23 protein-coding genes are annotated in these 24,814 nt (G+C 70.6%); 13 read left to right on the top strand and 10 right to left on the bottom strand.

The genetic code is table 11. The annotated features are described in order from the left end of the window. Positions 1 to 14: 14 nt before the first annotated feature. The gene (locus tag ACN27J_RS01225) at positions 15 to 1,673 is read right to left on the bottom strand and encodes an ABC transporter substrate-binding protein (RefSeq protein ID WP_421362537.1); all 1,659 of its coding nucleotides are present in this window, start codon (positions 1,671 to 1,673) and stop codon (positions 15 to 17) included. 380 nt (positions 1,674 to 2,053) lie between these two features. Between ACN27J_RS01225 and ACN27J_RS01220 the strand changes: the two genes are divergently transcribed. Continuing rightward, positions 2,054 to 2,569, top strand: a complete 516-nt coding sequence (locus ACN27J_RS01220) for a hypothetical protein (RefSeq protein WP_421362534.1) — start codon at positions 2,054 to 2,056, stop codon at positions 2,567 to 2,569. Positions 2,570 to 2,641: 72 nt separating this feature from the next. On the opposite strand, the gene ACN27J_RS01215 is transcribed toward ACN27J_RS01220, so the two are convergent. Next, the gene (locus ACN27J_RS01215; protein WP_421362531.1) at positions 2,642 to 2,827 is read right to left on the bottom strand and encodes a hypothetical protein; all 186 of its coding nucleotides are present in this window, start codon (positions 2,825 to 2,827) and stop codon (positions 2,642 to 2,644) included. A 220-nt stretch (positions 2,828 to 3,047) separates the two neighbouring features. Here ACN27J_RS01215 and ACN27J_RS01210 point away from each other — a divergent pair, with 220 nt between their 5' ends. Beyond that, positions 3,048 to 4,400, top strand: coding sequence for a protoporphyrinogen/coproporphyrinogen oxidase (locus ACN27J_RS01210; RefSeq protein WP_421362529.1), 1,353 nt, complete (start codon positions 3,048 to 3,050; stop codon positions 4,398 to 4,400). 31 nt (positions 4,401 to 4,431) lie between these two features. Here ACN27J_RS01210 and ACN27J_RS01205 read toward each other — a convergent pair whose 3' ends face one another. Then, positions 4,432 to 5,442: a hypothetical protein gene (locus tag ACN27J_RS01205; RefSeq protein ID WP_421362527.1), complete on the bottom strand. Its 1,011-nt coding sequence runs from the start codon at positions 5,440 to 5,442 to the stop codon at positions 4,432 to 4,434. 232 nt (positions 5,443 to 5,674) lie between these two features. Next, positions 5,675 to 7,780 carry a sulfatase-like hydrolase/transferase gene (locus tag ACN27J_RS01200; protein WP_421362525.1) on the bottom strand — a complete coding sequence of 702 codons (2,106 nt, stop codon included), beginning with the start codon at positions 7,778 to 7,780 and terminating at the stop codon, positions 5,675 to 5,677. A gap of 233 nt (positions 7,781 to 8,013) precedes the next feature. Here ACN27J_RS01200 and ACN27J_RS01195 point away from each other — a divergent pair, with 233 nt between their 5' ends. The 9 genes from ACN27J_RS01195 (at position 8,014) to ACN27J_RS01155 (ending at position 17,706) form a co-directional block, all read left to right on the top strand. Next, on the top strand, positions 8,014 to 9,435 hold the full coding sequence (locus ACN27J_RS01195; protein WP_421362523.1) for a cytochrome P450: 1,422 nt from the start codon (positions 8,014 to 8,016) through the stop codon (positions 9,433 to 9,435). Further along, entirely contained in the window at positions 9,435 to 10,343 is a 909-nt protein-coding gene (locus ACN27J_RS01190) for a terpene synthase family protein (RefSeq protein ID WP_421362520.1), read from the top strand. The genes ACN27J_RS01195 and ACN27J_RS01190 overlap by 1 nt, the downstream gene beginning before the upstream one ends. Next, the gene (locus tag ACN27J_RS01185; RefSeq protein WP_421362517.1) at positions 10,340 to 12,016 is read left to right on the top strand and encodes a prenyltransferase; all 1,677 of its coding nucleotides are present in this window, start codon (positions 10,340 to 10,342) and stop codon (positions 12,014 to 12,016) included. Before ACN27J_RS01190 ends, ACN27J_RS01185 begins: the two co-directional genes overlap by 4 nt. A 134-nt stretch (positions 12,017 to 12,150) precedes the next feature. Beyond that, a complete protein-coding gene (locus ACN27J_RS01180; RefSeq protein ID WP_421362514.1) occupies positions 12,151 to 14,685 on the top strand; it encodes a nitrate- and nitrite sensing domain-containing protein in 2,535 nt (844 codons plus the stop codon). Positions 14,686 to 14,724: 39 nt separating this feature from the next. Beyond that, positions 14,725 to 15,141: a roadblock/LC7 domain-containing protein gene (locus ACN27J_RS01175; RefSeq protein WP_421362511.1), complete on the top strand. Its 417-nt coding sequence runs from the start codon at positions 14,725 to 14,727 to the stop codon at positions 15,139 to 15,141. A gap of 10 nt (positions 15,142 to 15,151) precedes the next feature. Further along, entirely contained in the window at positions 15,152 to 15,538 is a 387-nt protein-coding gene (locus tag ACN27J_RS01170) for a DUF742 domain-containing protein (RefSeq protein ID WP_123600961.1), read from the top strand. Further along, positions 15,519 to 16,121, top strand: a complete 603-nt coding sequence (locus tag ACN27J_RS01165; protein ID WP_278168410.1) for a GTP-binding protein — start codon at positions 15,519 to 15,521, stop codon at positions 16,119 to 16,121. Before ACN27J_RS01170 ends, ACN27J_RS01165 begins: the two co-directional genes overlap by 20 nt. A gap of 150 nt (positions 16,122 to 16,271) precedes the next feature. Continuing rightward, complete coding sequence (locus tag ACN27J_RS01160) at positions 16,272 to 16,820, top strand: hypothetical protein (RefSeq protein ID WP_421362508.1); 549 nt, start codon at positions 16,272 to 16,274, stop codon at positions 16,818 to 16,820. Between the two features lie 541 nt (positions 16,821 to 17,361). Then, a complete protein-coding gene (locus ACN27J_RS01155; protein ID WP_282230225.1) occupies positions 17,362 to 17,706 on the top strand; it encodes a histone-like nucleoid-structuring protein Lsr2 in 345 nt (114 codons plus the stop codon). Between the two features lie 157 nt (positions 17,707 to 17,863). Here ACN27J_RS01155 and ACN27J_RS01150 read toward each other — a convergent pair whose 3' ends face one another. Together ACN27J_RS01150 and ACN27J_RS01145 are read right to left on the bottom strand one after the other, a co-directional pair. After that, positions 17,864 to 18,772: a DUF2726 domain-containing protein gene (locus tag ACN27J_RS01150; RefSeq protein ID WP_421362505.1), complete on the bottom strand. Its 909-nt coding sequence runs from the start codon at positions 18,770 to 18,772 to the stop codon at positions 17,864 to 17,866. A gap of 116 nt (positions 18,773 to 18,888) precedes the next feature. After that, on the bottom strand, positions 18,889 to 19,134 hold the full coding sequence (locus ACN27J_RS01145; protein WP_278168406.1) for a ferredoxin: 246 nt from the start codon (positions 19,132 to 19,134) through the stop codon (positions 18,889 to 18,891). Positions 19,135 to 19,259: 125 nt separating this feature from the next. Between ACN27J_RS01145 and tnpA the strand changes: the two genes are divergently transcribed. Then, on the top strand, positions 19,260 to 19,676 hold the full coding sequence (gene tnpA, locus ACN27J_RS01140; RefSeq protein ID WP_421362502.1) for an IS200/IS605 family transposase: 417 nt from the start codon (positions 19,260 to 19,262) through the stop codon (positions 19,674 to 19,676). A gap of 39 nt (positions 19,677 to 19,715) precedes the next feature. Here tnpA and ACN27J_RS01135 read toward each other — a convergent pair whose 3' ends face one another. From ACN27J_RS01135 to ACN27J_RS01125, 3 genes are read right to left on the bottom strand one after another with little or no spacing between them, the layout of a single operon-like run. Next, the gene (locus ACN27J_RS01135; RefSeq protein WP_421362499.1) at positions 19,716 to 20,645 is read right to left on the bottom strand and encodes a ferric reductase-like transmembrane domain-containing protein; all 930 of its coding nucleotides are present in this window, start codon (positions 20,643 to 20,645) and stop codon (positions 19,716 to 19,718) included. After that, positions 20,642 to 21,580: an FAD:protein FMN transferase gene (locus ACN27J_RS01130; protein ID WP_421362497.1), complete on the bottom strand. Its 939-nt coding sequence runs from the start codon at positions 21,578 to 21,580 to the stop codon at positions 20,642 to 20,644. The genes ACN27J_RS01135 and ACN27J_RS01130 overlap by 4 nt, the downstream gene beginning before the upstream one ends. Positions 21,581 to 21,584: 4 nt before the next feature. After that, positions 21,585 to 21,953: a hypothetical protein gene (locus ACN27J_RS01125; protein WP_421362494.1), complete on the bottom strand. Its 369-nt coding sequence runs from the start codon at positions 21,951 to 21,953 to the stop codon at positions 21,585 to 21,587. Positions 21,954 to 22,192: 239 nt separating this feature from the next. Here ACN27J_RS01125 and ACN27J_RS01120 point away from each other — a divergent pair, with 239 nt between their 5' ends. Beyond that, positions 22,193 to 24,139 (top strand): hypothetical protein, encoded by a 1,947-nt coding sequence (locus ACN27J_RS01120; protein ID WP_421362492.1) that lies wholly within the window; start codon positions 22,193 to 22,195, stop codon positions 24,137 to 24,139. Between the two features lie 169 nt (positions 24,140 to 24,308). Here ACN27J_RS01120 and ACN27J_RS01115 read toward each other — a convergent pair whose 3' ends face one another. Then, positions 24,309 to 24,806 carry a cellulose binding domain-containing protein gene (locus ACN27J_RS01115; RefSeq protein ID WP_421362489.1) on the bottom strand — a complete coding sequence of 166 codons (498 nt, stop codon included), beginning with the start codon at positions 24,804 to 24,806 and terminating at the stop codon, positions 24,309 to 24,311. Between the last annotated feature and the right edge of the window lie 8 nt (positions 24,807 to 24,814).

Raw genomic sequence — 24,814 nt, 5'->3', positions numbered from 1 at the left:
GGTGCCGGAGTCGGTCAGGCCGAGGCGCGGAGGTAGCGCAGCCGGGCCAGTCCGTCCATCGGCTGGACCCAGCCGCTGACCTCCTCGCGTACCGGCAGGTTGAAGTTGGGCTGGCAGAGGATCGCCCAGGGCACGTCGGCGGCCAGGATCTCCTGCACCCGCAGCCAGAGTTCGTTGCGCTCGGCCGGGTCGACGACGGTGTGCGACCGCTCGTAAATCTCCTCCAGCTCCGGGTTGACGTAGTTGGAGTAGTTGAGGTTGGCGCCCTCGACGAAGCTGGTGGCCAGCATGTACTCGACGTCGTTGACCCACAGCTGGCCGGCGGTGATCTGCAGCGGGATGTTCTTCTGCTGCCGCCGCTCGGCCAGGGTGGCCGGGTCCAGCGAGACCAGTTCCAGCTCGATGCCGACCTTGCGGGCCTCGCTCTGCACCAGGACCGCGATCTGCTGCTGGGTGTCGTTGTCGGTGGCGTAGACCAGCTCGGAGCTGATCTGGTCGACCCCGGCGGCGGCGAGCGCGGCGCGGGCGGCGTCCGGGTCGTAGCCGTACGGGTAGCCGCGCTCGTCGTAGCCGGGCATGTCCAGCGGCACCAGGCTCTTCGTCGGGCGGGCGTCGCCGCCGTACACGTTGTTGATGATCTGGTCGTACGGCACCGCGTGGGCGAGGGCCTTGCGGACGTCGACGTTGTCGAACGGCGCGGTGGTCACCGACATCTGGATGGCGACCTGCTCGTTGCTGGCCGCGGAGATGACCTTGACGCCGTCGGTGTTCTTCAGGTCGGCGATGTCGCGTTGGCCGATGCCCAGCGCCACGTCGATGTCGCCGGCCTCCAGCTGGAGTCGCTGGTTGGCGGCGGCCGGAACCACCGAGATCCGGATGGTCTTGGTCTGCGCCGGGTCGGGGCCCGGGTAGCCCTCGTTGGCGGCGAGCACGATCTCCTGGCCCTGCACGGCCCGCTCGACGTTGAAGTAGCCGCCGGTCGGGGCGTTGTTGGCGAACCACTCGGTGGCCCACGGGTCGGCGTCGGTGGCGTGCTTCTTGGCTTCCTCGGAGTCGAAGACGTACAGCGAGATCGCCTGGATCTGCCGGGTCAGCGCGCTGGGGAACGCCTGGGTGAACTGCACGGTGTAGTCGTCGACGACGGTGACCTGGTCCGGCTCGGTCAGGCCGATGGTCCGGTAGATGCCGGCGACGTTGGCCTGGGCGGCGAACGCCCGGTCCTTGGACCACTTGACGTCGGCGGCGGTCATCTCGTTGCCGCTGGCGAAGGTGACGCCCCGGCGCAGCTTGAGGGTCCAGACGGTCTGGTCCTCGTTGGGTTCGAACGACTCGGCGAAGGTCGCCACGATGTTCTCGGTGTCGAGGATCCGGGAGCCGTCGACCTCGGTGACCCCGTAGTCGATCATGTACGGGAAGACGTTCTTGTACAGCATGAGCGCGATCGGGTCGAAGCCGACGAAGTCCTGGTCCCAGCTGCTCAGGTAGCTGGAGACGGCGATGCGCAGGGTGTCGGCGGAGGTGCCCGGGGAGGCGTCGTCGGAGCCGTCGGTGCCCGAGCCGGAGGCACAGGCGCCGGTGGCGAACAGGAACGCGCCGATGCCCCCGAACTGGAGCACCGACCGGCGGGAGAGGGCGGGCGAGGCGGATCCGCCCCGCGGAGAGGTACCAGCCATGGGAGAAGTCCTCCGTCGTGAACGGCGAGGGTGACCTTGCATTCAGGTAGCTGTGCGTTCAGGTAGCGGGTCGGGCGACGAAGCGGGCCGCGAAGTGCGGCGCGCCACCCCCCGTGTTCTATCAGGCTGAACGTTCGTGAACAAGAGGTGAAACCCGTTCACCGAGACTATCTCGGCATGTGGCGAGGCAGAGCAGCCAAAAGGCCGAGGCCACCAGCGCAACTTTGTTCACAAGGTTTCACACACCTGATACACAGCACCGATCCGACCACCCGCAGGTGATCGACAAAAGTTGATGCTGGGCCTAAGCTGCCAGATTGACCTCTGGTAGCGCTCCCAAGCCGTCCCCTGCCGGAGGCGCACCGAGAGGAGGAACGGTCATGCGCCGCTCTACCGCGAGCGTACTCGTCGGGGTGGCCGCCCTGACACTCGTCGCCGGCTGCACCCCGCCCCCGACGGGGTCCCCCGGTACCCCGTCCGTCCCGGGGGTCGACACGCCGACGGAGACCCGCGAACCGATCCAGGTCAACGTCGCCGAGGCGCTCGACGTCGCCCAGCAGGAGTTCGACCTGATCGCCAGCGGCGACTGGTCGGGCGCCTGGCAGCTGTGGACCGCCGAGGCCCAGCAGTCGGTGCCGGAGGACGTGTTCGTCGAGACCAACGAGACGTGCCCGGTGCAGGACGGCGTCGAGTTCCAGCTGCAGGAGGTGACGCCGGTCAACGAGACGGCCGTCGACCTGACCTGGCGCCGCGACGACACCGTGGGCAACAGCTCACTGCGGTTGGAGCAGGACGCCTGGCGGTTCGACCCGGGCGGCGGCGTGCTGGTCGAGTACGCCTCGGGCGCGGCCGACGCGATCGCCGAACGCCGCGCGGCCGGCGACTGCCCGTCCTGACCTGAGAGGCGGTTGCCCGGTCCGGTGGCAACGGACCCCGACCGCGCTCCGGACCGGGCAACCTGTCGCGGCTCACCGCCTTGCGCGGCGCCGCTTGTTCCGGTGCAGCGCGTCCCCGGCCTGCCGCAGCAGCTTCGAGGTACGCGACGACGGGCCCCTGCGGGACTCCACCACCGAGCTGAGCTTGCGCGCCCCGGCCGCCGCCAGCGGCACGGCGACCGCGACTACCGCCCAGCGCTTGATCATCCTGCCGACCATGGTCGCCTCCTTCGGTCCGGCGTCGGCACCCGGCAGACACATACCCAGCGGCCCGCTCCGCTAAGCCTGGCCCGGACCCGAGCAGGCGCCCGAACGCCCAGGTGAGCCGGCCACGCGATAGGTTGGACATCGACAGAGGCCGGTCGCCGGGCGACACCGCGGTGTCCGACGTTCCGGGCAGTGCACTCTGATCGACACGGGCTCACGCGGGAGACATCTGGTGGTGCACGGAACATCCGCTGACGTCGTGGTGGTCGGCGGTGGGGTCGCGGGCCTGACTGCGGCACACGATCTCCGTCGGTCCGGTCAGCGGGTACTGGTTCTGGAGGGTGGCGAGCAGATCGGCGGGCGGGTCCGGAGCGTGGCCGTCAACGGCCATGTGGTCGAGGCCGGGGCCGCCTTTGTGACACCCTTTTACGCATCGACGCTGCGGCTGATGGATGAGCTCGGGGTGTCAGGGCGGCTGTCCGAGTACAACCAGGGCACCTATGTCGTGCGCGACGGTACGCTGCGCCCCATCCTCCCCGGCTCGAAGCTGCTGGCGGGCAGCGCCGTCGGCGCGTCGGCCAAGCTCCGGCTGTGCCGCTTCGCGGGCGGGCTCGCGGCCCGGTGGCGTGCCCTCGACATCGCCGACCTGGCCCGCGCCGACCACCTGGACATGATGTCCTGCGCGGACTTTCTACGTCGGCGGGCCGGCAGCGAGAACCTCGAATACCTGTTCGGGCCGCTGCTGCGGGGCATGCTCTACTGGGACGCGGAGACGACGAGCTATCCGGTCCTGCTGGCGATCCTCAAGGCCCACGCGACCGCCGGTGCCTCCCGTCGCATGCGTGGTGGCCTGGCCCGGTTCCCGCAGGCACTGGCCACAGGGGTGGAGGTCCGAACGGGTACCACTGTCCGGCGGATCAGGCGCGAGACCTCGGGAGACTTCAGCATCGAGGCCGACACCGGCGATGGGATCACGACGTACCGGGCGCCCGCGGTCGTCTGCGCCACCACGGCGGGCGAGGCGGCGACGATCCTGCCGGACCTGCCCGAGCCGGCCCTCGCCTACCTCCGGTCCATCTCCTACGGTCGCACCGCCGTACTGACGTTCGCGGTCAGGGCGGCCAGCGCGGCGTTTCCCGATGGTTCCGTGCTGTTCCCCGCCGCCGAGGCGCCCGAGATCGCGGCCGTCAACGCCTATCTCAGGCTGGCCCCGGCCGACGGCGCGGATGAGGAGAGGCTCGTGCACGTGTACCTGTCGGGCGAGGGTTTCGATCGGCACGCCGGCCGGCCCGACGACATCCTGGCAGAGGCGGTGGTCGGCCGCCTCCGCGAGGCGTTGGGCCCGGTCGACTGGCTGCGCGGTGCCGAACTGCGCAACGTGCAGCGGTGGGAGCGCGCCCTGCCACGTTTCGACGTGGGTCACGTCCGCCGCACCCGGGAGTTCACCGACGCGCAGCCGGCCCTGCCGGGCCTGGCGTTCGCGGGCGACTACCTCGGTGGACCTTACCTGGATGGCGCCGTACGCAGTGGCCTGGCCGCAGCGCGCCAGCTACGCCCGGCGGTGTCGGAGAAGGAACCGGCCTGACCGGGCCGGTCGAGGATCCCGCTGTGCCCGGTCATCCGTCGGCGAGTCCACCGATGAGGGCCGACTCGACAGAGACGTCGACCATCCATTCGAGAGCCGTCCGGAACGGTGACGGCGCGGCCAGATCGAACAGCATCCGGTTCGCCTGTCGGCCCAGATCGGTGACGTGCGAGTCGTACCGTTCGGCTACGGCCGTACGCGTCAGCTCGCCCCGCAGTTCGGTGCGGGCGGCCAGGTCGAGGCGGGCCCGCTCGCTCAGCCCGCGGATGTGTTCCTGGCGGTCGGCCGGCGCGCCGACGAGCGCGTGGGCGAGCAGCAGTGTCCGGGTGCCGTTGGCGAGATCCTCGTCGTCGCAGACGTCTTTGCGCACCGACCTGCAGTCGTTGGCCAACTGCCGCAGTACACCGTACCGGCGTCCGAACTCCCGCCAGCCGGCCACCGCCGCAGCGTCGACGCCAGCCAGGAGGGCGGTCATCGCGAGGTCCCGGCCACACGCGGAACCGGACTTGCCGGAATAGCTGCGCAGCACGTCGGTGAGCGAGTCCGCATCGATGACCGAGGAGATATCGGCCAGTTGGCCGTTGGCAGCATCAAGGTTGCCGTCGGTGAGGTGACCGATCCACGCCATCCGCACCTGCGCCGTCAGGTCCTGCCGCGCGATCAGCGCCGATGGCAGCAGGGTCAGGCAGGCGATGCTCGCGATCATGGCTTCGTTCGCAGACATGCCGACCCGTTCGGCATCGAAATGACCGTCGTTGAGGTCGTCGAAGATGTCGGCACCGGTCCACCACAGCCGCGACAGGACGCAGACCGGCACCGCGGGAAGGGCGTCGCCGGTGATGGCTCCGAGGACCGGCAACGGAAGCAGCCGATGGATGCTGACGTTCTTGTAGTCGGCCACCAGCAGCCGGATCACCGAACCCGCCAGCTGCGGATTGTCCTTGCACACCTCGTCGACGAACGCGGTCGTCTGCTCGACGACGTCCGCCCGCTGCGCCGACAGCGCCTCGTACGTCGGTGGCGGATCCGTGATTCCTCGCACGGCGGGCTCCTCCTCGGTTGGTCGACGCCCCGGCCCCGTCCCTCGACGGCAGGAGCAGACTACGGAACCGATTCGCCCGAAACTTGAGGAAATTCTCATGGAATGATGAGGACGCCCGGGTGGATGATCCGACCCAACACGCTTTGACGTGACGGGAATACGGCCTGATAGTCAACCGGACCGCCGAGCATCTGCCCTGCGGGGTCGACAGCTGGTCGGCTGGCAGCTCGGGTCAGCCGGTGATGGGCAGGCGGCGCACGGTCGGCGCGGCCCCAGGCGGATCGCCGCTGACCGGGCCCGGATCGACCACCAGGAACAGCTCCAACCGGTTGGCGCCGGCGACGAACAGTCGCTCGTCCGGGATCAGCCCGACGAACCGGAGCTGACCAGCACCGTCGCGGGCCGCCTGGACCACGGTGCCGACCTGCCCGTTCAGCGCGACCGCGACCGGGGCGCCGACCGGCACCGACTCCGGCAGGGTGCCATGCACCAGCGCCGGGATCTTGCCGCGCTCCGCCCGGACGTCCTGGTACTCGGACAGATTCGTCACGGTCGCCGGCGGACCGGTGCCGACCACCGTCAGATCGTCGACCGCCGCGCCGATCAGGTCCGCCGCCGGCAGCGGCGGGAACACCGGCCGGGCGCTGGAACCCGCCCGTACGGCGGCGAAGTGGGCCGGACCGTCGATCGTCACCGGCTCGCCCGGTCGCGGGTCGAACCGCTTGTCGGTGCTCTCCCGCTCGCCGCGCAGTGCGGAGATGCCGTCGGTACGCCACGGCACCTGCACCCCGGCGTGGTCGGCGACGGTCGGCAGCAGGTCGACCTGCTCCCAGTTGCGGTCGTCGATCCGTCCGGCCTGTTGGCCGGGTTCCTTGACGAACAGCGGCACCCAGGCGAGCTCGGCGGCGGCGGCGAACTGGCCGTCCATCTCCCGGCCGGTGATCCCCTCGCTGAAGCTGCCGCCGTGGTCGGAGGTCACCACGATCAGCGCGTCGTCGTAGAGGCCGTTCGCGCGCAACGTGTGCAGCGCCTCGCCGAGCAGCAGATCCGTGTAGCCGACCTGCTGCAGATGCCGCTGATGGGTGAGCCGGGCCCACCAGGGTCCGTCGTACGGCAGCCCGCCCGGACCGTCGTACCGCATTCCGCTCGGCAGATAGGTCCACGGCGAGTGGGGCATCAGCAGGTGCAGAAAGTGCAGCGCCGGGGTGTCCCGGGGCTGCAGGGAACCGAGGAACTCGGTGAACCTGGCCGGCTGGTTCTCCTTCAGCCGGCTCATCCGGAACTCCGGGCCGACGTCCGGGGACTTGTCGTTGGCCCGGATGTCATCGGCCACTGTCGGCTCGCGGAAACTCGCCGCCGGATCGTCCAGCGAATCGTCCGGTGAGATCAACTGGCCGTACAGTGCCGCGGTTTCCCGCAGCATCACCGGCAGGCTGCCCCGGTCCTGTCCGGGACGCCCCCGGCAGTGCTGCGGCGGGCACAGCTGGGTGACATTCTCCCAGGCCTCGATCTGGTAGGCCGGTCCGAGCAGGGTGAACAGGTTATCCGGATGCTGCGAGTAGTGCGGGGTCAACGCCCCGGTCGGGTACCGCCCGGTCAGCATCGCCGGCACGGCGTTGACAGTCTTGCCGCTCACCGTGGTGGCGTTGCGGTACCAGGTCGAGCCGGCCGCCAGCCGGGCGAAGTTCGGCACCAGCTCGGCGTCGATCTCACCCCGCTCGTCGAGCAGCGACATCAACGGGAACTCGTCGAGGATGATCATGACGATCGGCGGATGGGGACCGATGCTGCGCACCGGCGCGCCGGACGCCCCCCGGCCGAGCAGCACCGCCGACGACGGCGAGGCGAAGACGAACAGCAGCACGAACGCCAGCGGACCGACCGCGGCGACCCGCAGTACCTGCCGGGCGACCGTCGACCTGGCGAACCCCGCGAGCAGCACCGTGGCGACGACGACGGCGAGCACCACCAGCAGCGGGCCCCGCACATCGATCAGCGTCTTACCGATCTGCACGATGAACAACACGGTCAGACCGCTGAGCTGGGCCAGATGGGTCCACCGCCGGGCCGTCGACCCAGCCAGCCCGGTCAACCAGCCGAGACCCCACAACAGCACCGGCGGAACCAGCACGATCACCGCGACCAGGGTGAGAACGGCGGCCGGTCCGGCACCGTGAAAGAAGAAGAAATCCGGGCTGCGACCGATCACGTCGAGCAGCGGCTGGGCCACCACGAGCCCGCAGAGTGCGATCAACTCCACCAGGTAGGACCAGCCGGACACCCGTCGGGGGTCCGGCTTCGGGTCGTCGGCACCGGCGCCGGGCTGCGTCTGGGTCACCGTGCACTCATACCACATCAGGCCATGTCGAATGCCGGCGCAGTCGACCGTACGGCTGGCGCGCGGAAAGGTGTGCGTACCAAAGGAGAACTTAACATCTATGAACCTAGATTGGCCGTGTTCATCATGGCATGATCAGCCGAACGTCGTCCTTTGCTTTCAATCAGTCACCAATCGACCCGGTGGACCCTGCGGTCAGGTGGCGGAACGGAGATCGTGTGCAGGGTGATCGCATGACGGGTCCGACGCCCCGACCGGGTGTCTCTCCCGCCCCGATGCGTCCGGTCGCGGCGCTACGCGTCCTGCCCGGTCTGGTCCGCGACCCGCTGCGGACCCTCGTCGGGCTCGCCACCGACGCCGACGGCGGCATCGTCCGGCTGTCCGCCGGACCGGCCCGGCTCTACCTGGTCAGTGATCCCGCCCAGGTGGCGCACGTGCTGCGGGACAACGCGACCAACTACCTGCGCGACGGCCGGGGCCTGCTCTGGCGGCCCATCCTGCGATTGTTCGGCGACGGCATCCTCAGCGAGGGTCCGGTCTGGTCGGACAGCCGCCGTACGCTGCAGCCGCTGTTCACCGCACGACGGCTGGACGCCCTCACCGACGACCTGGCCACGGCGATCGCGGACGCGACCGGGCCGCTAGCCGACGCGGCCCGGCACGGACACACCGTCGACATCGGCGCCGAACTGGCCCGGCTGGTCTGCCGCGCCATCGTCCGGGTCATGTTCGCCGACCGGTTCACCACCGACCAGGCGCTGCGGATCGCCGCGGCCCAGGACACCATCGCCACCGCCGTACTGCCGAGGCTTCTCCTGCCGTTCGTGCCCAACTCGGTCCCGCTGCCCCGCGACCGCGCGTTCCGTCAGGCCGTACGGACCATCGACGACATCGTGCTGCCGGTGGTACGACAGGCCCGGGCCGACGGCGACGACACCGACGACGTCGTCGGGACCCTGGTCCGGGCCCGCGACCGTGACGGCCGAGCCTTCGACGAGGCGCAGATCCGCAACGACACGGTGGCCATGTTCGCCACCAGCACCGAAACCACCTACGGCGTACTGACCTGGCTCTGGCCGCTGCTGCACCGCCTCCCGGCGGTCGCCGACCGGCTGCAGCGGGAGATCGACGAGGTGGTCGGCGCCGGACCGGTCCGCCGCGACCACCTGCCCCGGCTGCGCTACACCCGGATGGTGCTGGACGAGCTGCTGCGGCTGTACCCGGTCGCCTGGCTGATCCCACGTACCGCGCTCGCCGCCGACGTGATCGACGGGGTCCGCATCGAGGCGGGCGCGCAACTGGTGGCGAGCCCGTACCTGACCCACCGGCTGCCCACGGTCTGGCCGGACCCGGAGCGGTTCGACCCCGACCGGTTCGACCCCGACGGTACGGAAGACCCCGGCACCGGTCCGTCGGCGGCGGCACGGCGCCGGCAGCGGTACGCCCACTTCCCGTTCGGCGGCGGGCCGCACCAGTGCCTCGGCCAGTACCTGTTCTACCTGGAGGCGTCGCTGATCGTCGCCACGATCCTCAGCCGGTTCCGGGTGCGGGTGACGGACGGACGGCTGCCCACGCCGCAGGCCGGTGCGTCGGTACGGACCGACGCCCCGGTACGGGTCCGGATCGAACCGGCCGCCCTCTCCCGGACGCTCTGATGCACACGGTGTCCTCATCGGCCGCGGCGAACCTGCAGAGCGCGGCCGAGAACGGCCGGATCTGCGCGATCGCGATCCACGGTCAGCGTGACCTGGCTGAACACACCCGGGCCTACCCCGGTCTGTTCCCGGCCCGCCCGTTCGACCCGGCGGTCAGCGCCGCGATCTCGCTGGCCACCGCGTTCGCCGCGCCCTGGTGCACCCCGGAGCAGCTACGGCTGGCAAACCGGGCCGCGCTGTGGGTGTTCGCCGCCGACTGGTTGATCGACTACCGGGCCACGACCGACGACGAGATCGTCGCCCTCGTCGACCGGTGCCGTGCGGTGGCGCACGGCGCCGCGACCGGACCCGACGACGAACTCGGCCGGTTCCTCGCCGACATCGTCGCCGAACTCGACCAGGCACCCGCCTTCGCCGCCCGACGGGACCGCTGGTGGGCCGAGCTGGACCGGACGCTCACCGCCATGCACCGGGAATGGCGGTGGAGGGCGGCCCGCCGCGCCGCCCCGGCGGAAGCCGGCCCGACCTTCGCCGACTACCTCGACAACGCCGACAACTTCGGGTCGACCTTCGTCAACGTGACGCACTGGCTGCGTCTGGGCGACGGCCCGACGCTCGCGCACCTGACCGAGCTGATCACCGTCAGTCGGGAGGTGCAGCGGGTGCTCCGACTGGTCAACGACCTTGCCTCGATCAAGCGGGACACCACCTGGGGTGACCTCAACGCGCTGCTGCTGACCGCCGACCGGGGTGTCGTGGAGGACCAGATCGGACATCTGGTGGACCGGTGTCGCGACCTGCTGCGGCCGTTGGAGATCCGCTGCCCCAACCAGGCCGCCTACCTGTCCCGGCAGCTGGGGTACACCAGCGGCTTCTACCGGGTCACCGATTTCTGGGGCGAGCTGTGACGGTCACCGGAAGCCGGGCCGCGCCCAGTGGCGGGCCCGCCACGACCGGCCCGGTCCCGGGTCGTGCCCGACGGTACGTCGGCCCCGTCACGGACAGCTGGGACCGGGCCGCGCAGGAGATCGTGGACCGGCTGCCCGGTCAGCCCTGGGGCCACACCGACGTCTCCGTCTATGAGACCGCCCGACTGGTCAGCCTCGCCCCCTGGCTGACCGGGCACCGGGCCCGGGTGCGCCATCTGCTGGCCAGCCAGCAGCCGGACGGCAGCTGGGGCGGTCCGGGCGGCTACGCGCTGGTCCCGACGTTGAGCGCCGTCGAGGCGCTGCTCGGCGTCACGCCGCTGCCCGACGCGACGATGCGAGGGCTGACCGCCGCGCACCGGATCCTCGCCGCGACGACCGGCGGAACACTGCCCGACACCCCCGCCGCCGACCTGATCGTGCCGGCGCTGGTCGACCGGATCAACCAACGGCTACGGCACCGCCCCGGCCCGCCCGCGAACGACCCGGCACCCGACGCCCTACTACGGCTGCGGGGTGAACTCGACTCCGGCCGGCTCGACGCGGTACGCCGGCTGTCCGCCGGTGGCCGGCCGGTGCCGACGAAGCTGCTGCACGCGTACGAGACCTTCGCCCACCAGGCGGCGCCGCAGAGCCGTCCAGCGGTGGCGCCCGTGCCGGCCCACCCACTCGCGGGGTCCGGGACGGGCCAACGGGCCGGCACGGTCGGCGGTTCGCCGGCCGCCACCGCAGCCTGGCTCGCCACCATCGACCCGATCCGCACCGAGGTCGACTCGGCGCCCGCGCGCCACTACCTGGAAACGGTGGTACGCGAACACCACGGTCCGGTGCCGTGTGCCACGCCCGTCGCCGTGTTCGAGCGGGCCTGGGCCCTGACCACCCTGCTGCGCGCCGACGTCGCCATGCTGGTGCCGCCCGAACTACCTGGATCCCTGCGTGCGGCGCTCACCCCGGCCGGAGCGGCGACCGGGGCGGGCCTGCCGCCGGACGCCGACACCACCGCCGTGGTCCTGCACTGTCTCGCGCTGCTCGGACAGCCAGCCGATCCGGCGGTGCTGCTCGGCTTCCGGGCCGGCGACCACATCGCCACCTGGCCGGGTGAGGACGGCGCCTCGGTGACCACCAACGCGCACGCCCTCGACACCCTCCAGGCGGTCGGGGGTGGCCGGCGCGCCGCCGACCTGGATGTGCTCCGCCGGTCGATCAGCACCTGGCTGTGCGACCAGCAGCAACCCGACGGCTCCTGGCAGGACCGCTGGCACGCCTCGCCGTACTACGCGACCGCCGCCTGCGCGTTGGCGTTGTCCGCCGCCGGCACCGGGGCCCGGCCGGCAGCCGCCGTGCTTCGCGCGGTGGACTGGGTGCTGCGTACCCAACGGCCAGACGGCTCCTGGGGGTGCTGGCACGGCACCGCCGAAGAGACCGCGTACGCGGTACGGATCCTGCTCGCCACCACCGACCCGCCCAGCGACCGGATGCTACGGGCCGCCCGCCGGGGTGCCGCCCATCTCGTACCGTCCACCGCCGACCAGGGGCCGGCCCTCTGGCACGACAAGGACCTCTACCAACCGATCACAGTGGTCGCGGCAGAGATCGTGGCCGCCGGCAAACTCGCTCACCGGGCACGCGTCACCGGCGTCAACAGGCACGCTTGAGCACCGGACCGCGACGCTGCTAGCGTGCGCCGTGCCCATGCGCTCATGAACAGGCGCGGCGCAGTCCGCGTATGTACGGCCAGGAGTAGCAGGCAGATGACGAGACATTCGCAGGTCAGGCCGGGGACGGTGTAATGGTGTCACGCGGATTTCACCTGCGTACCAAGATTGTCGCGCTGCTACTGTCACTCAGCGCACTGTGGGCATTCGCCGCATGGGTGACCCTGCGCGACGGCCTGAATTTGTTGTGGGTGCAGACCTACGACAGCCAGATCTACCAGCCGAGCGAGCCGCTGCTGCTCGGGCTGCAGTCCGAGCGGCGCCTGGCGATGGAATACCTGGCCGGGCCGACCGACGAACGCCGCAGCGAACTGGCCGAGCTGCGCGAGGCGAACGAACGGCTCGCGGACGAATTCCAGGCATCCGCCCAGCACTGGTGGGCGGACCTCGCGGCCGGCGCCGAGCTGGAACAGCAGGTCGCCGACACCGTGCGGTGGCTGACCGAGTTGCGCGTCACCCGCGACGCCGTCGAGGCACGGGAAGTCGACCGGGGCAGCGCACACGAGGCCTACACCAACACGATCGCCGCGTTCTTCCAACTGTTCGGTGCACTGGGCAACCTCGACGAACGCGACATCGCCGACGACACGGCGACCCTGACCGATCTCAACCGGAGCCAGGAACTGGTCGCCCAGCAGGATGCGCTGATCGCCGGTGTGATCGTCGCGAAGCGGTTCACCGCGGCCGAGCACACCCGGTTCGTACAGTTGGTCGGCGCACAGGAATTCCTCGTCGACGCCACCGTGGTGAAACTGCCGGAACCGGACCGGGCCCGGTACGCGGAACTGGTCGACAGCGACAGCTACGAACGTTTCCGGAACGCGCAGCAGCGGATCGTCGCGAGCGGGCCGTCCTCCTCGTCGGCACCGTTGACCGAGGCGCAGTGGCGGCCCGCGGCCGACACGACCATGTCCGATCTACACGCGATCGTGCTGGCCGGCGGCGACGACCTCGTCGACCGGGCCGTGCCGGTGGCCCTGCTGGTACTGCTCCGGCTGCTGCTCGCGGCCGGTCTCGGCATGCTCGCGGTCGTCGCGTCGATCATCATGTCGATCACCACCGCGCGGGCGATCGTCGCCCAGCTCGAACGGCTCCGGGACGCGGCGCACCGGCTGGCTGAGGAGCGGCTGCCGAGCGTGGTCGACCGGCTCGGCCGGGGCGAGGAGGTCGACGTGGCGGCCGAGGCACCGCCGCTGGAGTTCGGCAACGACGAGATCGGGCAGGTCGGCCGCGCGTTCAACCGGGTGCAGGAAACCGCCGTACGCACCGCCGTGGAACAGGCCGAGCTGCGGCGCAGCGTACGCGACGTGTTCCTCAGCCTGGCCCGCCGGACCCAGGCGCTGGTCCACCGGCAGCTCACCCTGCTCGACTCGATGGAACGCCGGGAGGAGGACGCGGACAAGCTGGAGGAGCTCTTCCGGGTCGACCACCTGGCCACCCGGATGCGGCGCAACGCGGAGAATCTGATCGTGCTCTCCGGCTCGACCCCCGGCCGGACCTGGCGCCGCGACGTGCCGATGGTGGACGTGGTCCGGGGCGCCATCGCCGAGGTCGAGGACTACACCCGGGTGACCGTCGCTCCGATCGGGCAGGTCTCGTTGGCCGGCCGGGCCGTCGCCGACGTGATCCACCTGCTCGCCGAACTCATCGAGAACGCGTTGTCTTTCTCCCCGCCGCACACCACCGTCCAGGTCAAGGGACAGTTCGTCGCCAACGGCTACGTGGTGGAGATCGAGGACCGCGGGCTGGGCATGAGCGACGACGAGCGGGCCGCCGCAAACGAACGGATCACCGAGCATCCGGAGTTCCGGTTGTCCAGCACCGTCCGGCTCGGCCTGTACGTGGTCAGCCGGCTGACCGAACGCACCGGCATCCGGGTGCATTTGAAGGAGTCGCCGTACGGCGGATCCACCGCTGTCGTGCTGATCCCACGGGAACTGGTGGTGCCGGGCGACGAAGCCACCGACCCGGATCTGCGCTCCAGCGGCCGGCTCGCAGCGGCGGTGCCTGCTGCGTCCGACACCGTCGAGACGCTGCCCCTGGCGGCCGCAGCCGGCCCGGGTCGGGCCGTCGAGCGGCGTTCCACCGTGCGGGCGGTCGCCCCGGTGGCCGCCACCGCCCGATCCGAGCCCGTACCGGCACCGGACGGCGACACACCGGCGACAGCGACCGGGGCGACACCGCCAACCGCACCGACAACGGCGACGGCCGCATCGGCGGGACGTCCGGCCGGGCCGGTGGAGCCCGAGCCTGACCGCGTCCGGGCCGCCCCGCCAGCCGGGCCACACACCTCGACGTACACCCCGTCCGGGCTACCGGTCCGAGTACGCTCCGCAGCCGCCGGATCCGCCGGTGGACCGGGTGCGAACCGGCCCGACAGGTCGCAGCGGGACAGGCACCCGGACGGCGAACCGGCCGATCCCCCCGCCCGCCCGGCCGAGCAGGTACTGCGGATGATGAGCGCGTACCAGAGCGGTACGAGGCAAGGTCGGTCGGACGCGGCGCGACTGCCCGACGCGCCGCCGCCCGAGGATTCTGCGGCGGCGCCGCAACGACAGTCACCGGCCACCGCACCGGTCAGCGACGACCGGAACCCACCATCGGCGTGAGCCTCAGCGCTAGGGCTGGCACGAACAGGAGAACCACTGATGCAGCAGACCGCCTCGATCGCGGACCTCACCTGGTTGCTCGACGATCTGGTCGGTCGGGTCAAGCAGGCCGAGCATGCGATCGTGCTTTCCGTGGACGGCCTGTTGATGGCCGCCTCGGCCGGCCTGGGACGCGACGACGGCGAGCACCTCGCAGCACTGGCCGCCGGAATCCAGAGCCTCGCCCGCGGCGCCGGCAAACGATTCCGCGGTGGACCGGTACGACAGACCATCATCGAGATGGAGTCCTCGTTCCTGTTCGTCACGGCGGCCGGGCATGGCGCCTGTCTCGCCGTACTGGCCAGCGAGGAGACCGACGTGGGACTGATCGCCTACGAGATGGCGATGCTGGTGACCAGGGCCGGCAAGTACCTGGCCTCCCGCAGCCGCCCGGCCGAGAACCACACAGAGAAGTGACCCGGCGACGATGAGCCAGTCCGACGAATCCGGTGAGGACCGGTGGATCGACGACCACGCCGGGCCGGTGGTCCGGCCGTACGCGATGACCGGCGGCCGCACCCGGCCACGCCGCGGCCGGTTCGACCTCATCTCGTTGGTGCTGGCCAGGCCACGGACCCCACCGGGGGAAGCCGGTCTCGGCCCGGAGCACCTGGCGATCCTGGACCGCTGCCGCGAGCCGCTGTCGGTGGCCGAGGTCGCGGCCTACCTGGACCTGCCCCTCGGCACCGTCCGGGTCCTCCTCGGCGACCTGCTCGAACACGCACTGGTCGAGGTACAGGAACCCCGTTCGGCGTCGAACCCGACTGACGACAGCGTATTCGAGGCGGTTATCAATGGACTACGAGCGCTCTGATCCGGCCGGCACCAGGCCGATCGCGCCGACCGCGGTGAAGGTGCTCATCGCCGGCGGTTTCGGGGTGGGCAAGACGACCCTGGTCGGTTCGGTCAGCGAAACCCGGCCACTGCGCACCGAGGAACTGCTCACCGAGGTCGGGGTCGCCGTTGACGACGTCTCCGGCGTGGAGGAGAAGTCCACCACCACGGTGGCGATGGACTTCGGCCGAATCACCATCAGCGAGGACCTGGTTCTCTACCTGTTCGGCACCCCCGGCCAGGAGCGCTTCCTCTTCGTCTGGGACGAGCTCGCGATGGGCGCGCTCGGTGCGGTGGTTCTCGCCGATACCCGGCGGCTGGCCGACTGCTTTCCGTCCATCGACTACTTTGAGCAGCGGGGCACCCCGTTCATCGTCGCGGTCAACTGCTTCGACGGTGCCCGGCAGTACGCGCTCGGCGAGGTCCAGTTGGCGCTGAACCTCGATCCGGACGTGCCGGTGGTGCTCTGCGACGCCCGGCAACGGCAGTCCGGCAAGGAGGTCCTGGTGAAGCTGCTGGAACACGCCCGGGATCACTCGCGCCGGTCGGCCGCAGTCGGATAGCCGCCCCTGACAGCCCCTGGCCCAGCCGACCTCCGGCACCGGCCGGCGGGACTTCCGGCCCTGCCGCCCTGCCGGGAAATCCCCTGACAATCGATGTGTCGGAGAGAGCGCCGGACACCGACACCGGTCAACGACAGGGGAGGGATCGAGATGGCACGCACCACACACCCGGCACCAGCCACCACCGACAGGGGATTCGCCGCCACGCCAGCCGAGGCCCGGTTCGGCGAGGTCGTCTGGGCAGTGACCAGACTGGCCCTCGGATTCGTCTTTCTCTGGGCTTTCCTCGACAAACTCGCCGGCCTTGGCAAGTCGACCCCCAGTGAGCGCGCCTGGATCAATGGCGGATCCCCGACCACTGGGTACCTCAGCAACGTGGAGGGCCCGTTCAGCGGATTCTTCAGCGGCATGGCCGGTCAGGCCTGGGCCGACTGGTTGTTCATGGTCGGCCTGCTCGGCATCGGCGTGGCGTTGATCCTCGGCGTCGGAATGTGGGTCGCCGCAGTATCCGGCTCGTTGTTGCTGACCCTGATGTGGCTGGCGTCGCTGCCGATCGCCACCAACCCGTTCCTGGACGACCATCTGGTCTACGGCCTGGTGCTGCTCGGTCTGGCCGCGACGGGCGCCGGCCTTCGGTACGGTCTGGCCAGCTGGTGGCGAAACCTGCCGCTGGTACGGCGCAACGCCTGGCTCCGCTGACCCCGCTAGCTCCGCTGACCCACCCGGGTCGGTCGACCGTCACGGCCCCGCTGAGTTCACTCAGCGGGGCCGACCGCTGTCCGCGCAATTCGACGGCAGGGAACGCACATGAGCGCCGGCTGCGGTGATCACCGCAGCCGGCACCCACGTCCATCAAACGGCAGCTACCGAGCATCCGAACCGGACGCTCACCGCTCCTGCGGTCGTCGCCTGAACCAGGCGATCGTCACTGCCCCTCTATCCTAGAGAGCCGCCGTCGGTTCGGTAATGGATTGTGGGCCATCCCACGTGGCGGGGGCGGCCAGTGCCCGCGGACCGGATGATCAGTGACCCCGCCGGGCAGCATTGACCGCCGCGCCCGGATGCCGGTTTTCCTCGACCGACCACCCCCTGGCCAGCGCCAAATGGTGTCCGGAACGAGATCCGGAGCCGGCGAACGCCGACCGCCTGACCACCGACAATGGCCGAAGTGTTGCGGAATCGATGGCCAATGCGTCAGACTCAATTCCGAACACGGCCGTATCCCGAGGAGTGAGCATCTGTGGCCAAGAAAGTCATTACTCTGCTGACCGACGACCTCGACGGCAGCGAGGCCGACCGGACGGTCGAGTTCTCGCTGGACGGTGTCACTTACACCATAGATCTGTCCGAGAAGAACGCCGGCAAGCTGCGCAAAGCCCTGGACACGTACATCGCCGCCGGCACCCGGGTGAGCCGCAGCAGCGCCGGCGGTCGAGGCGGCCGCGGGAGCTACTCGGCCGCGCCGGCCCGCTCCGACCGCGAGCAGAACCGCGCCATCCGCGAATGGGCGGCCAAGAACGGCTACCCGGTCTCCGAACGCGGCCGCATCCCGGCAAACGTGATCGCCGCCTACCACAAGGGCTGACCACCCGTCGGGCACATTCCCGGCAGAGGTGCCCACGCGTCACTCGGGCAGCTAGGTTATCGGCGCCGGCGGCGCCGCCGGATGATTTTGTCCAGCGGCAGGGCGGACATCCGCCGGCGCCACCGCCCCCTTGGCCGGATGGCCGGGAGGCACGCGATCAGTCGAACGACACATGGTCGAACGCGAACTCGCCACTCATCTCGGCACGGCGGGACAGCAAGGCCCGCAGCTCGCCGGCCAGCTCGTGACGCTTACGCAACTGCGGCTCACCGAGCTCCAGTGTCGTCAACCGCTCCCCAATGGCCGCCGCCGCCAGGTCTTCAGCGAATCGGCCGGGCGCTATCCCGCAGTGCAGCCGGTGCGGCCAGATCCGTACCCTTTCGAACAGCAGCCCGCCCTCACCGGCAGTCAGCCAGGCCCAGCCCTCCGCGCCGCCGTCCTTCCACTCGACGTGCAGGCCACGTAGGAGCGGATCGGACAGCTGCCGGCTGACGAAGGCCTCCACTGCCCGGACGCGTGCCACCGCGCCCAGATCGTTGACCTGGCCGGTCCGACCGTCCGGCAACCGGCCGACGATGTCCCGGTAGCTGATCTCCCCGACGATCTCGCCGGACCGCAACCCGGCCGCGCTCTGCTGGAACGTCCGTGCGTCGAGCACGTACTCCACCACCCGCCGGCCCGGACCGGTCGCCGTCAGCGCCGCCGACTCGATCCGCAGCACCGCCAGGCCCACCGCCTCGCACACGGCGTCGGTCATTCGTTCGTCGCGGCGCTGCTCGACGGTCCGTACGGCGGGGTCGACGAAGTCGGCCACGAAGACCGGACGGTAGTCGTCGGCGCCACAGACCACGAAATCGAACCGGGCCCGAGTGGCCACACTCCACTGCCGGGTGGTGACGCCCGGCGGACGTCCACCCACCAGCTGCCCGAGCCGCCGGCCCGGCACGATGACACAGCCGGCACGGTCGAACAGCTCGCCGCGCCGAACGCCCGCAGCGTGTTCCGCGAGGCTGAGAACCGGGCGCAGCCAGGGCTCCCGGACGTCGTTGTCGTTGGTCAAGGTCATGTCCTTGGCTTCCTCGCCACGCCGCGACCGGCGAGGCCTGCCCATGCTAGACGCCCGTCGGCCAGGGGTGGACGGCGGCGGTACGTGTGGGTCAGCGCGGCGACAGCGGCACGCGGTCAGCGTCGCCGACGCGCCGGCTGGGCGGAGGTCAACCGCAACGCGAGCTCCGGACAGTTCGCCACGGCACGGTCGGCGTGCCGGCGCAGCTCCGCAGGCACCGCCGGCTCCCGGCTGCCGTCCCGGGAGATCGGAAAGCCCCAGTCGTCACGGGTCAGCAGCTCAGGTAGCAGCTCGATACAGAGACCCCGACCGTCACAGCGAGCCCAGTCGATCTGCAACCGTGCACCGTGCGGATCGTTCACCTGTCGTCACTCCTAACGGCGCCACCCGGTGAAGACCCGTGTGTGGACCCTCTTCACGCTGACATCCTCTCCGCCCTGAAGCTGAAGGACGGAGCTGCACGAGACACACTGTACCGTGTTGGTCTATGACTGAACACGAAGGCATCCGTACCGGCAGACATTGCGTTTTCGCGATGCATGCCCATTTGGTCTTCGTGACGAAGTTCCGGCATGAGGTGTTCGGCGATCGGCACCTGGCCCGCATGGAGGCGATCATGCGGGACGTGTGCCGCGACTTCGAGACGGAGCTGGTCGAGTTCAACGGCGGACACAACCATGTCCATCTGCTGGTCGACTTCCCGCCCAAGGTCGCCGTGACCCGGCTGGTCAACAGCCTCAAGGGCGTCTCCTCGCGCCGCCTGCGGCAGGAATTCCCCGACCTCGCACGCCACTACTACCGGGCCAACAAACTCTGGTCGGGCTCGTACTTCGCCGGGTCCGTGGGCGGTGCACCGCGCAGCATCGTGCGGCAGTACATCGAGCAGCAGAACCGCCCCGGTTAAGGCACTACTCGGGCCTGACGGCCCGCCCAGCGCGGGCTCTCACCCCCGCCCTGAGGGCCGGAACGCTGGGCCCGCAACTCGATAGCCGTCGGAGTCACCGTACGGCGGAATGGCACCGGCCTCGGGCGGTCGCTGGTCGACGAAGTCGCCGTCGGCGCCAGCGTCGGGCAGCCAGCTCGGCGGGTCCGCCGGCTGGAAGACCGATCCCGGCTTGCGGTACATGTCCAGCAGGCTGGACGGTACGGAGGCGGCGGCCCGGCCGCCGACGTAGGAGCCGACCGGGTGCACTGTCTGACCTGCTGCCGCAGGCGGACGGTCCCACATCGGCCCGGTCGGCGGACGGACGGCTGCCTCGTCGGTTGTGGGTCCCGACCGCCGGTGCGATCCGCCGGGGGCCCGCCCCCCGGGTCGAGGAGCGTCGTCGGTGGCCGGCCGACGCGACCGGGGCCGCACCCACAGCAGCAGGCGCCAGCCGAGCGCGCCCAGCACGGCCGCCAGACATCCGGCGTTGACCGCCGCCATCCAGGTCTGGCCGCTGTCCGTGCCGGTTCCGACCGAGTGGCCGAGCGCGGCCGGCCAGGCGGCGTACGCCAGCCAGTGCAGCGCCCGCCACAGCCGCACGCCGATCCGCCGACGCAGCAGACTGGTCACCACCAGCACCAGCATCACGTCACTGGCGAGCGTGCCCAGCCCCATGTACAGCGGACGGTACTCGGCGCCGAACGGCACGAACAGGTCGTACACCCGGAGCTTGGCGTACGGGTCGAAGAGCAATGTGACCACGTGGACCGTCAGCAGCCCGACCGCCAGCAGCGCCGCGTTGCGGTGGACCAGGCTCACCGCGAACCGGGGCAGCCCGAACACCGGCCGGCCCGACCGGCTGCCCACCCCCAGCACCACGACCACCGACAACAGGACGAGCGCCATCACCCCGGTGCCGCGCGCGACGAACCACCCTGCCTCCGTCACTGTGTCTCCTCCTCCGCGGACCAGCCTCCGACGGTCCGCACCGTGCCGTCCCCGGCCACCAGCCGGGCCGGTGCCCCGAGACCTGCGAGCCACCGATCAGCGGCCGCACCGCGTACCAGCGCCGCCGTGCTCAGCGTGTTCGCCCGCACGCAGCTGTACGCCGCCACGGAGACGCTGCGCCACACCCGGCCCGCCGGCGTACCGGTGCGCGGGTCGACGATGTGGTGCATCGTGGCGTCTCCGGCGGTCCACTGCCGGCTCACCGTGCTCGAGGTGGCCACCGCGCCACCGGCCGGCAGACCGATCACACACGCCGGATCCGACGGACGGTCCTGCACCCGGATCCGCCAACGCTCGTCCGGGGCCGGCCCCGCAGTGGCGATGTCGCCGCCGAGGGCGACCAGCACACCGACCCGGCACCGGCGGGCGACGTCCCGGGCACAGCGGTCGGCCGCCCAGGCCTTTGCGGTCGCGCCCAGGTCCAGCTGCACCCCGTCCGGTACGGTCAGCTCGGTCCCGTCGAGCCGGACCTGACGCCAATCCGCAGTCGGCGGGACGGTCCGCGCCACGGCGGGCCGGCCATGCAGAGTCACCCAGCGCAGATCCTCGTCGTAGCCCAGTCGGCACAGCGCCGACCCGACGGTCGGGTCGACGTCGCCGTCGGTCTCCCGGGCCGCCCGCAGCGCCACCGACACCAGACCGGCGAGCAGCGGGCTGATCCGCACCGGCGTTCCTCCGCTGCGGCACGCCCGGACCAGTTCGGAGTCGGCGCGGAACCGGCTGCAGGCGGCGTCGACGGCGGCCAGCACGTCGTCGACGATCGTCCGGGCCGCCGGCACCGCCGCAGGGTCGCTCACCACCACCCGGGCCAGCGTCCCCCACACCTGCCACTGTGCACAGTCTGGCCCGACCGGGATGGTCTCCAGCAGCGGCATCGCCTCACGACCCGCCGGAGGTGGCCTGGCCGGGTTCGCCACCACCGCCGGTCACCGGCGGAAACTCCGCCGTCGGCGGGGCCTGGTCGACCGGCTGGTCCGGCTCGGTCGCGCCGTCCGGGGCAGGTTGTCCGTCGCCGGCCGTCGCCGCCGGATCGGTACCCGCCTCACCCGGGGCGGGTTGCCCGTCGGCGCCGGCCGGCTGCGACGCGGTTTCGCCCGGCACGCTGCCCGCCGGAGTGTTCGCGTCCTGGTCCGCCGTGTGATCGGCGTGCGCCACCACGGCGACGCCGAGCGCGCCGGCGATGCTCGCCACGGCCAGCCCACCGGTGATCATCGTGACCCGCCGCAGCCCCAGCTCCCGCTCCCCCACGTGGCCTCCCGAATCGCCGTACCCGGCGGACCGCCCGCCGTCAACCCGGGATACGGCTCCGACGGATGCCCGGTTCAACCGACCGGGCACACACCCCCGGCGGGTTCGTCAGGTTTTACCGGCGGCGGATTTACAGCGCTGATGATCAATGACACCGTGTCCACAGCGGAGGGCAACCGCCCCTGCCACGGGTGGCTGGCCGGACCGGCGACCACCTGTCGTCAACGGAGGGAAACTGGATGTCGACAAGGACAACGACGAGGTCCACAGCGGCAACCCTGATAGCGGCGGCGGCGGCGCTGCTGATGATCGTCGCCGCGGCACCCGCCAGTCAGGCGGCGACGCCGCACTTCTCGCATCTCGATCCGGGCGGTGCGCCGGCGCTCACCGAGAAGGTCCCGGTCAACGTGGTCTTCCTCGGCTACAGCCGGACGCAGGTGGACCGGTCGGCGTACCTCGACGAACTGCCCCAGCGCTACGAGCCGGTGGTCCGCTCCCGGCTGTGGTACGACCAGGTCGAGAAGCTGGGCCTGACCTACACCTACGACTACCACGTCCGGTACGCGAACAAGCGGTACGAGGACCGGTTCTTCGCCGAGTTGCAGCGGCTGGCCACACCCGCACCGCTCACCGCCTATCAGGAGCTCTACAACGAGCAGCAGGGCAACGTCGCCACGATCACCGACAACCACCACATCGACGCGCCGAGCGTGGAGCGGTGGCTGGCCCTCAACCCACCGGCCGGCGTCGACACCCGACGCAACACCGTGTTCTTCATCAACTGGTTCGGCCGGTCGGACTTCAAGTTCCACGTCTACACCAAGACCGACGAACCTGATCCGGACACCGGGCACAACTTCGGCGCCGAGCGGGACAGCCGGAAGATCTCCGCGTGGGGCGGCACCACCACCGACGACGAGGAGAATGGTCTCGGTTCCACCCGCCGGGTGTGGTTCCACGACCTGTCGGCCGGGCCGGAGTCGTGGACCGAGAACTGGAACGTCGACGATCCCGATCTGGACGGCAACGGCGTCGAGGACTACCGGATGCCGCCGGTCTGGGAGTACGCCGCCGACGGCTACCGCTCCCCCGACGCGCTCACCGGCGACCTCGCTCTGATCACCCGCTACGTGGCGATCAACCTGCTGTTCACCACGTCGCCGCTGTACCCGGCGGAGCTGCCGAGTGCGGCACCACCGAAGTCGATCAACATCGACAGCAACGTCTACGAAGGCTGGGACGGCGTCGACGCCTCGGTCCGCTACATCGACGAGGAGCTACTGCAGCTGGAGTTGCGGGAACTGCGGTGGCGCAACGTGCTGGACTACGACGGACAGAACCTCGCGTTCGAAGGTGACGCCGAACGCTGCTACTACGCCGTGCTGCTCGACGACGAGTCCTGCTACCCGGAGCTGGGCTACCCGCCGTTCGCCAACTTCTATCTGCAGAACAGTTTCGAACTCGACCGGGTGCTCGACGATCAGGACCGGGTCGACTACGAACTGCCGGTGTTCAGCTATGCGTTGCCGGCCGGCACCCCGGTGCCGGCGCTGGGCTTCGCCGACGACAACTACACCGACGGTACGCAGTCGTACGTCTTCGCGTTCGTCTCCCCGGAGATCGTCGACAGCGGCTACGGGCTGACCACCACGCTGATCCACGAGGTGGGACACCACCTGGGCATGAGTCATCCGCACGACGGCTACGACAGCGAGACCGGCGTCGACTACGGCCCGGAGGATGACTTCTTCTTCGCCTGGTCCGGCGACCAGGTCAACTCGATGATGAGCTACATCGACCTGAACTGGGACTTCAGCCAGTTCGACCGGGACAACAGCGACCGGTTCCTCACCGCCACGTACAACGAGGCGGCGAACCGGCTCGCCGAGTCGGTGCTGGACGGTCCGCACCCCGGCCGGGCCCACCGTGACCTGCGGGCCGCCGACCGGCTGATCGGTGCGGCCGAGCACGCGCTCGCCCGGCACGACTACCGGCGCGCGCTGGTCCTCGCCGAGCAGGCGTACGGGAAGGTCGTCGACGCTGCCGGGCGCGCCGGAGTGCCGGCGGGGACCGTGGCCGAGCAGATGTCTGCCCGGGCGCAGCAGGCCCGGACGGCGTCCGAGGTGACCGGACCGCACGAGTTCATCGACACGCTGGGCCCCGACAGCCCGCGTAGCCAGCCCTGACCAGCAGGTAACAGCAGACCAGGAGCCGGGCGGCCTGGGCCGCCCGGCTCCTGGTCTGCTCGCGAACCGCCGTTGCTCTCCCGGTGTCCGTCCGACGGGTGGGCCGGAGCCGTGCCGGGTGAACCGGCGCACCACCTGTAGAGCATCCTAGGACGAGTTCACCATACGGTCAGGCGGTGCAGTCCGGGCTGATCGCCGCCGGAGCCCGACTGGTCGCCACCAACAGGCCGAAGGTGGTCGTCCCGTCCGGTTCGACCATGCCGTTGTACGAGACGTTCCGTACCTCGACGGCCGACCCGTCGCCGCCGGCCTGTCCACCCCAGATCGACAGGATCCGCTCGTCACCCGGCCACTGCCAGGACACCTGCCAGCTGTCGATCGACTCGGCGCCGATATTGCGAACGGTGACCGTGGCGATGAACCCACCGACCCAGCTGGCATCCACCACGCTGGACGCGACGCAGCCCGTCACCGGCAGGGTTCGGGCGGGTCCACCGAGCACGTAGGTGTCTCGCCGACCGTCGGCGTCGGTGAACCGGAACCAGTACTCGGTGTCCGGCGTCAGCCCGTCGATCGTGATGTCGCCGTTGGGTTCCGGCCCGGACACGTTCGCCGCCACCGGGTCGCGCCACTGCTGGGCGTCCGTCCGACTGGCGAACAGAGTCACCGTGACCG

It is taken from the genome of Solwaraspora sp. WMMB762 (genome assembly GCF_049179115.1).
Classification (GTDB): Bacteria; Actinomycetota; Actinomycetes; order Mycobacteriales; family Micromonosporaceae; genus Micromonospora_E.
The sequence above is the reverse complement of the archived record's forward strand: the minus strand, read 5'-3'. Positions and strand labels throughout refer to the sequence as shown.

Bases quoted from the DNA above. Each gene is read 5' to 3' on its own strand.
- ACN27J_RS01180 (WP_421362514.1), top strand. From the start codon at position 12,151: ATGGTGTCACGCGGATTTCACCTGCGTACCAAGATTGTCGCGCTGCTA.
- tnpA (WP_421362502.1), top strand. From the start codon at position 19,260: ATGACTGAACACGAAGGCATCCGTACCGGCAGACATTGCGTTTTCGCG.
- ACN27J_RS01170 (WP_123600961.1), top strand. From the start codon at position 15,152: ATGAGCCAGTCCGACGAATCCGGTGAGGACCGGTGGATCGACGACCAC.
- ACN27J_RS01195 (WP_421362523.1), top strand. From the start codon at position 8,014: ATGACGGGTCCGACGCCCCGACCGGGTGTCTCTCCCGCCCCGATGCGT.
- ACN27J_RS01120 (WP_421362492.1), top strand. From the start codon at position 22,193: ATGTCGACAAGGACAACGACGAGGTCCACAGCGGCAACCCTGATAGCG.
- ACN27J_RS01215 (WP_421362531.1), bottom strand. From the start codon at position 2,827: ATGGTCGGCAGGATGATCAAGCGCTGGGCGGTAGTCGCGGTCGCCGTG.
- ACN27J_RS01160 (WP_421362508.1), top strand. From the start codon at position 16,272: ATGGCACGCACCACACACCCGGCACCAGCCACCACCGACAGGGGATTC.
- ACN27J_RS01150 (WP_421362505.1), bottom strand. From the start codon at position 18,772: ATGACCTTGACCAACGACAACGACGTCCGGGAGCCCTGGCTGCGCCCG.
- ACN27J_RS01225 (WP_421362537.1), bottom strand. From the start codon at position 1,673: ATGGCTGGTACCTCTCCGCGGGGCGGATCCGCCTCGCCCGCCCTCTCC.
- ACN27J_RS01165 (WP_278168410.1), top strand. From the start codon at position 15,519: ATGGACTACGAGCGCTCTGATCCGGCCGGCACCAGGCCGATCGCGCCG.
- ACN27J_RS01190 (WP_421362520.1), top strand. From the start codon at position 9,435: ATGCACACGGTGTCCTCATCGGCCGCGGCGAACCTGCAGAGCGCGGCC.
- ACN27J_RS01130 (WP_421362497.1), bottom strand. From the start codon at position 21,580: ATGCCGCTGCTGGAGACCATCCCGGTCGGGCCAGACTGTGCACAGTGG.
- ACN27J_RS01175 (WP_421362511.1), top strand. From the start codon at position 14,725: ATGCAGCAGACCGCCTCGATCGCGGACCTCACCTGGTTGCTCGACGAT.
- ACN27J_RS01220 (WP_421362534.1), top strand. From the start codon at position 2,054: ATGCGCCGCTCTACCGCGAGCGTACTCGTCGGGGTGGCCGCCCTGACA.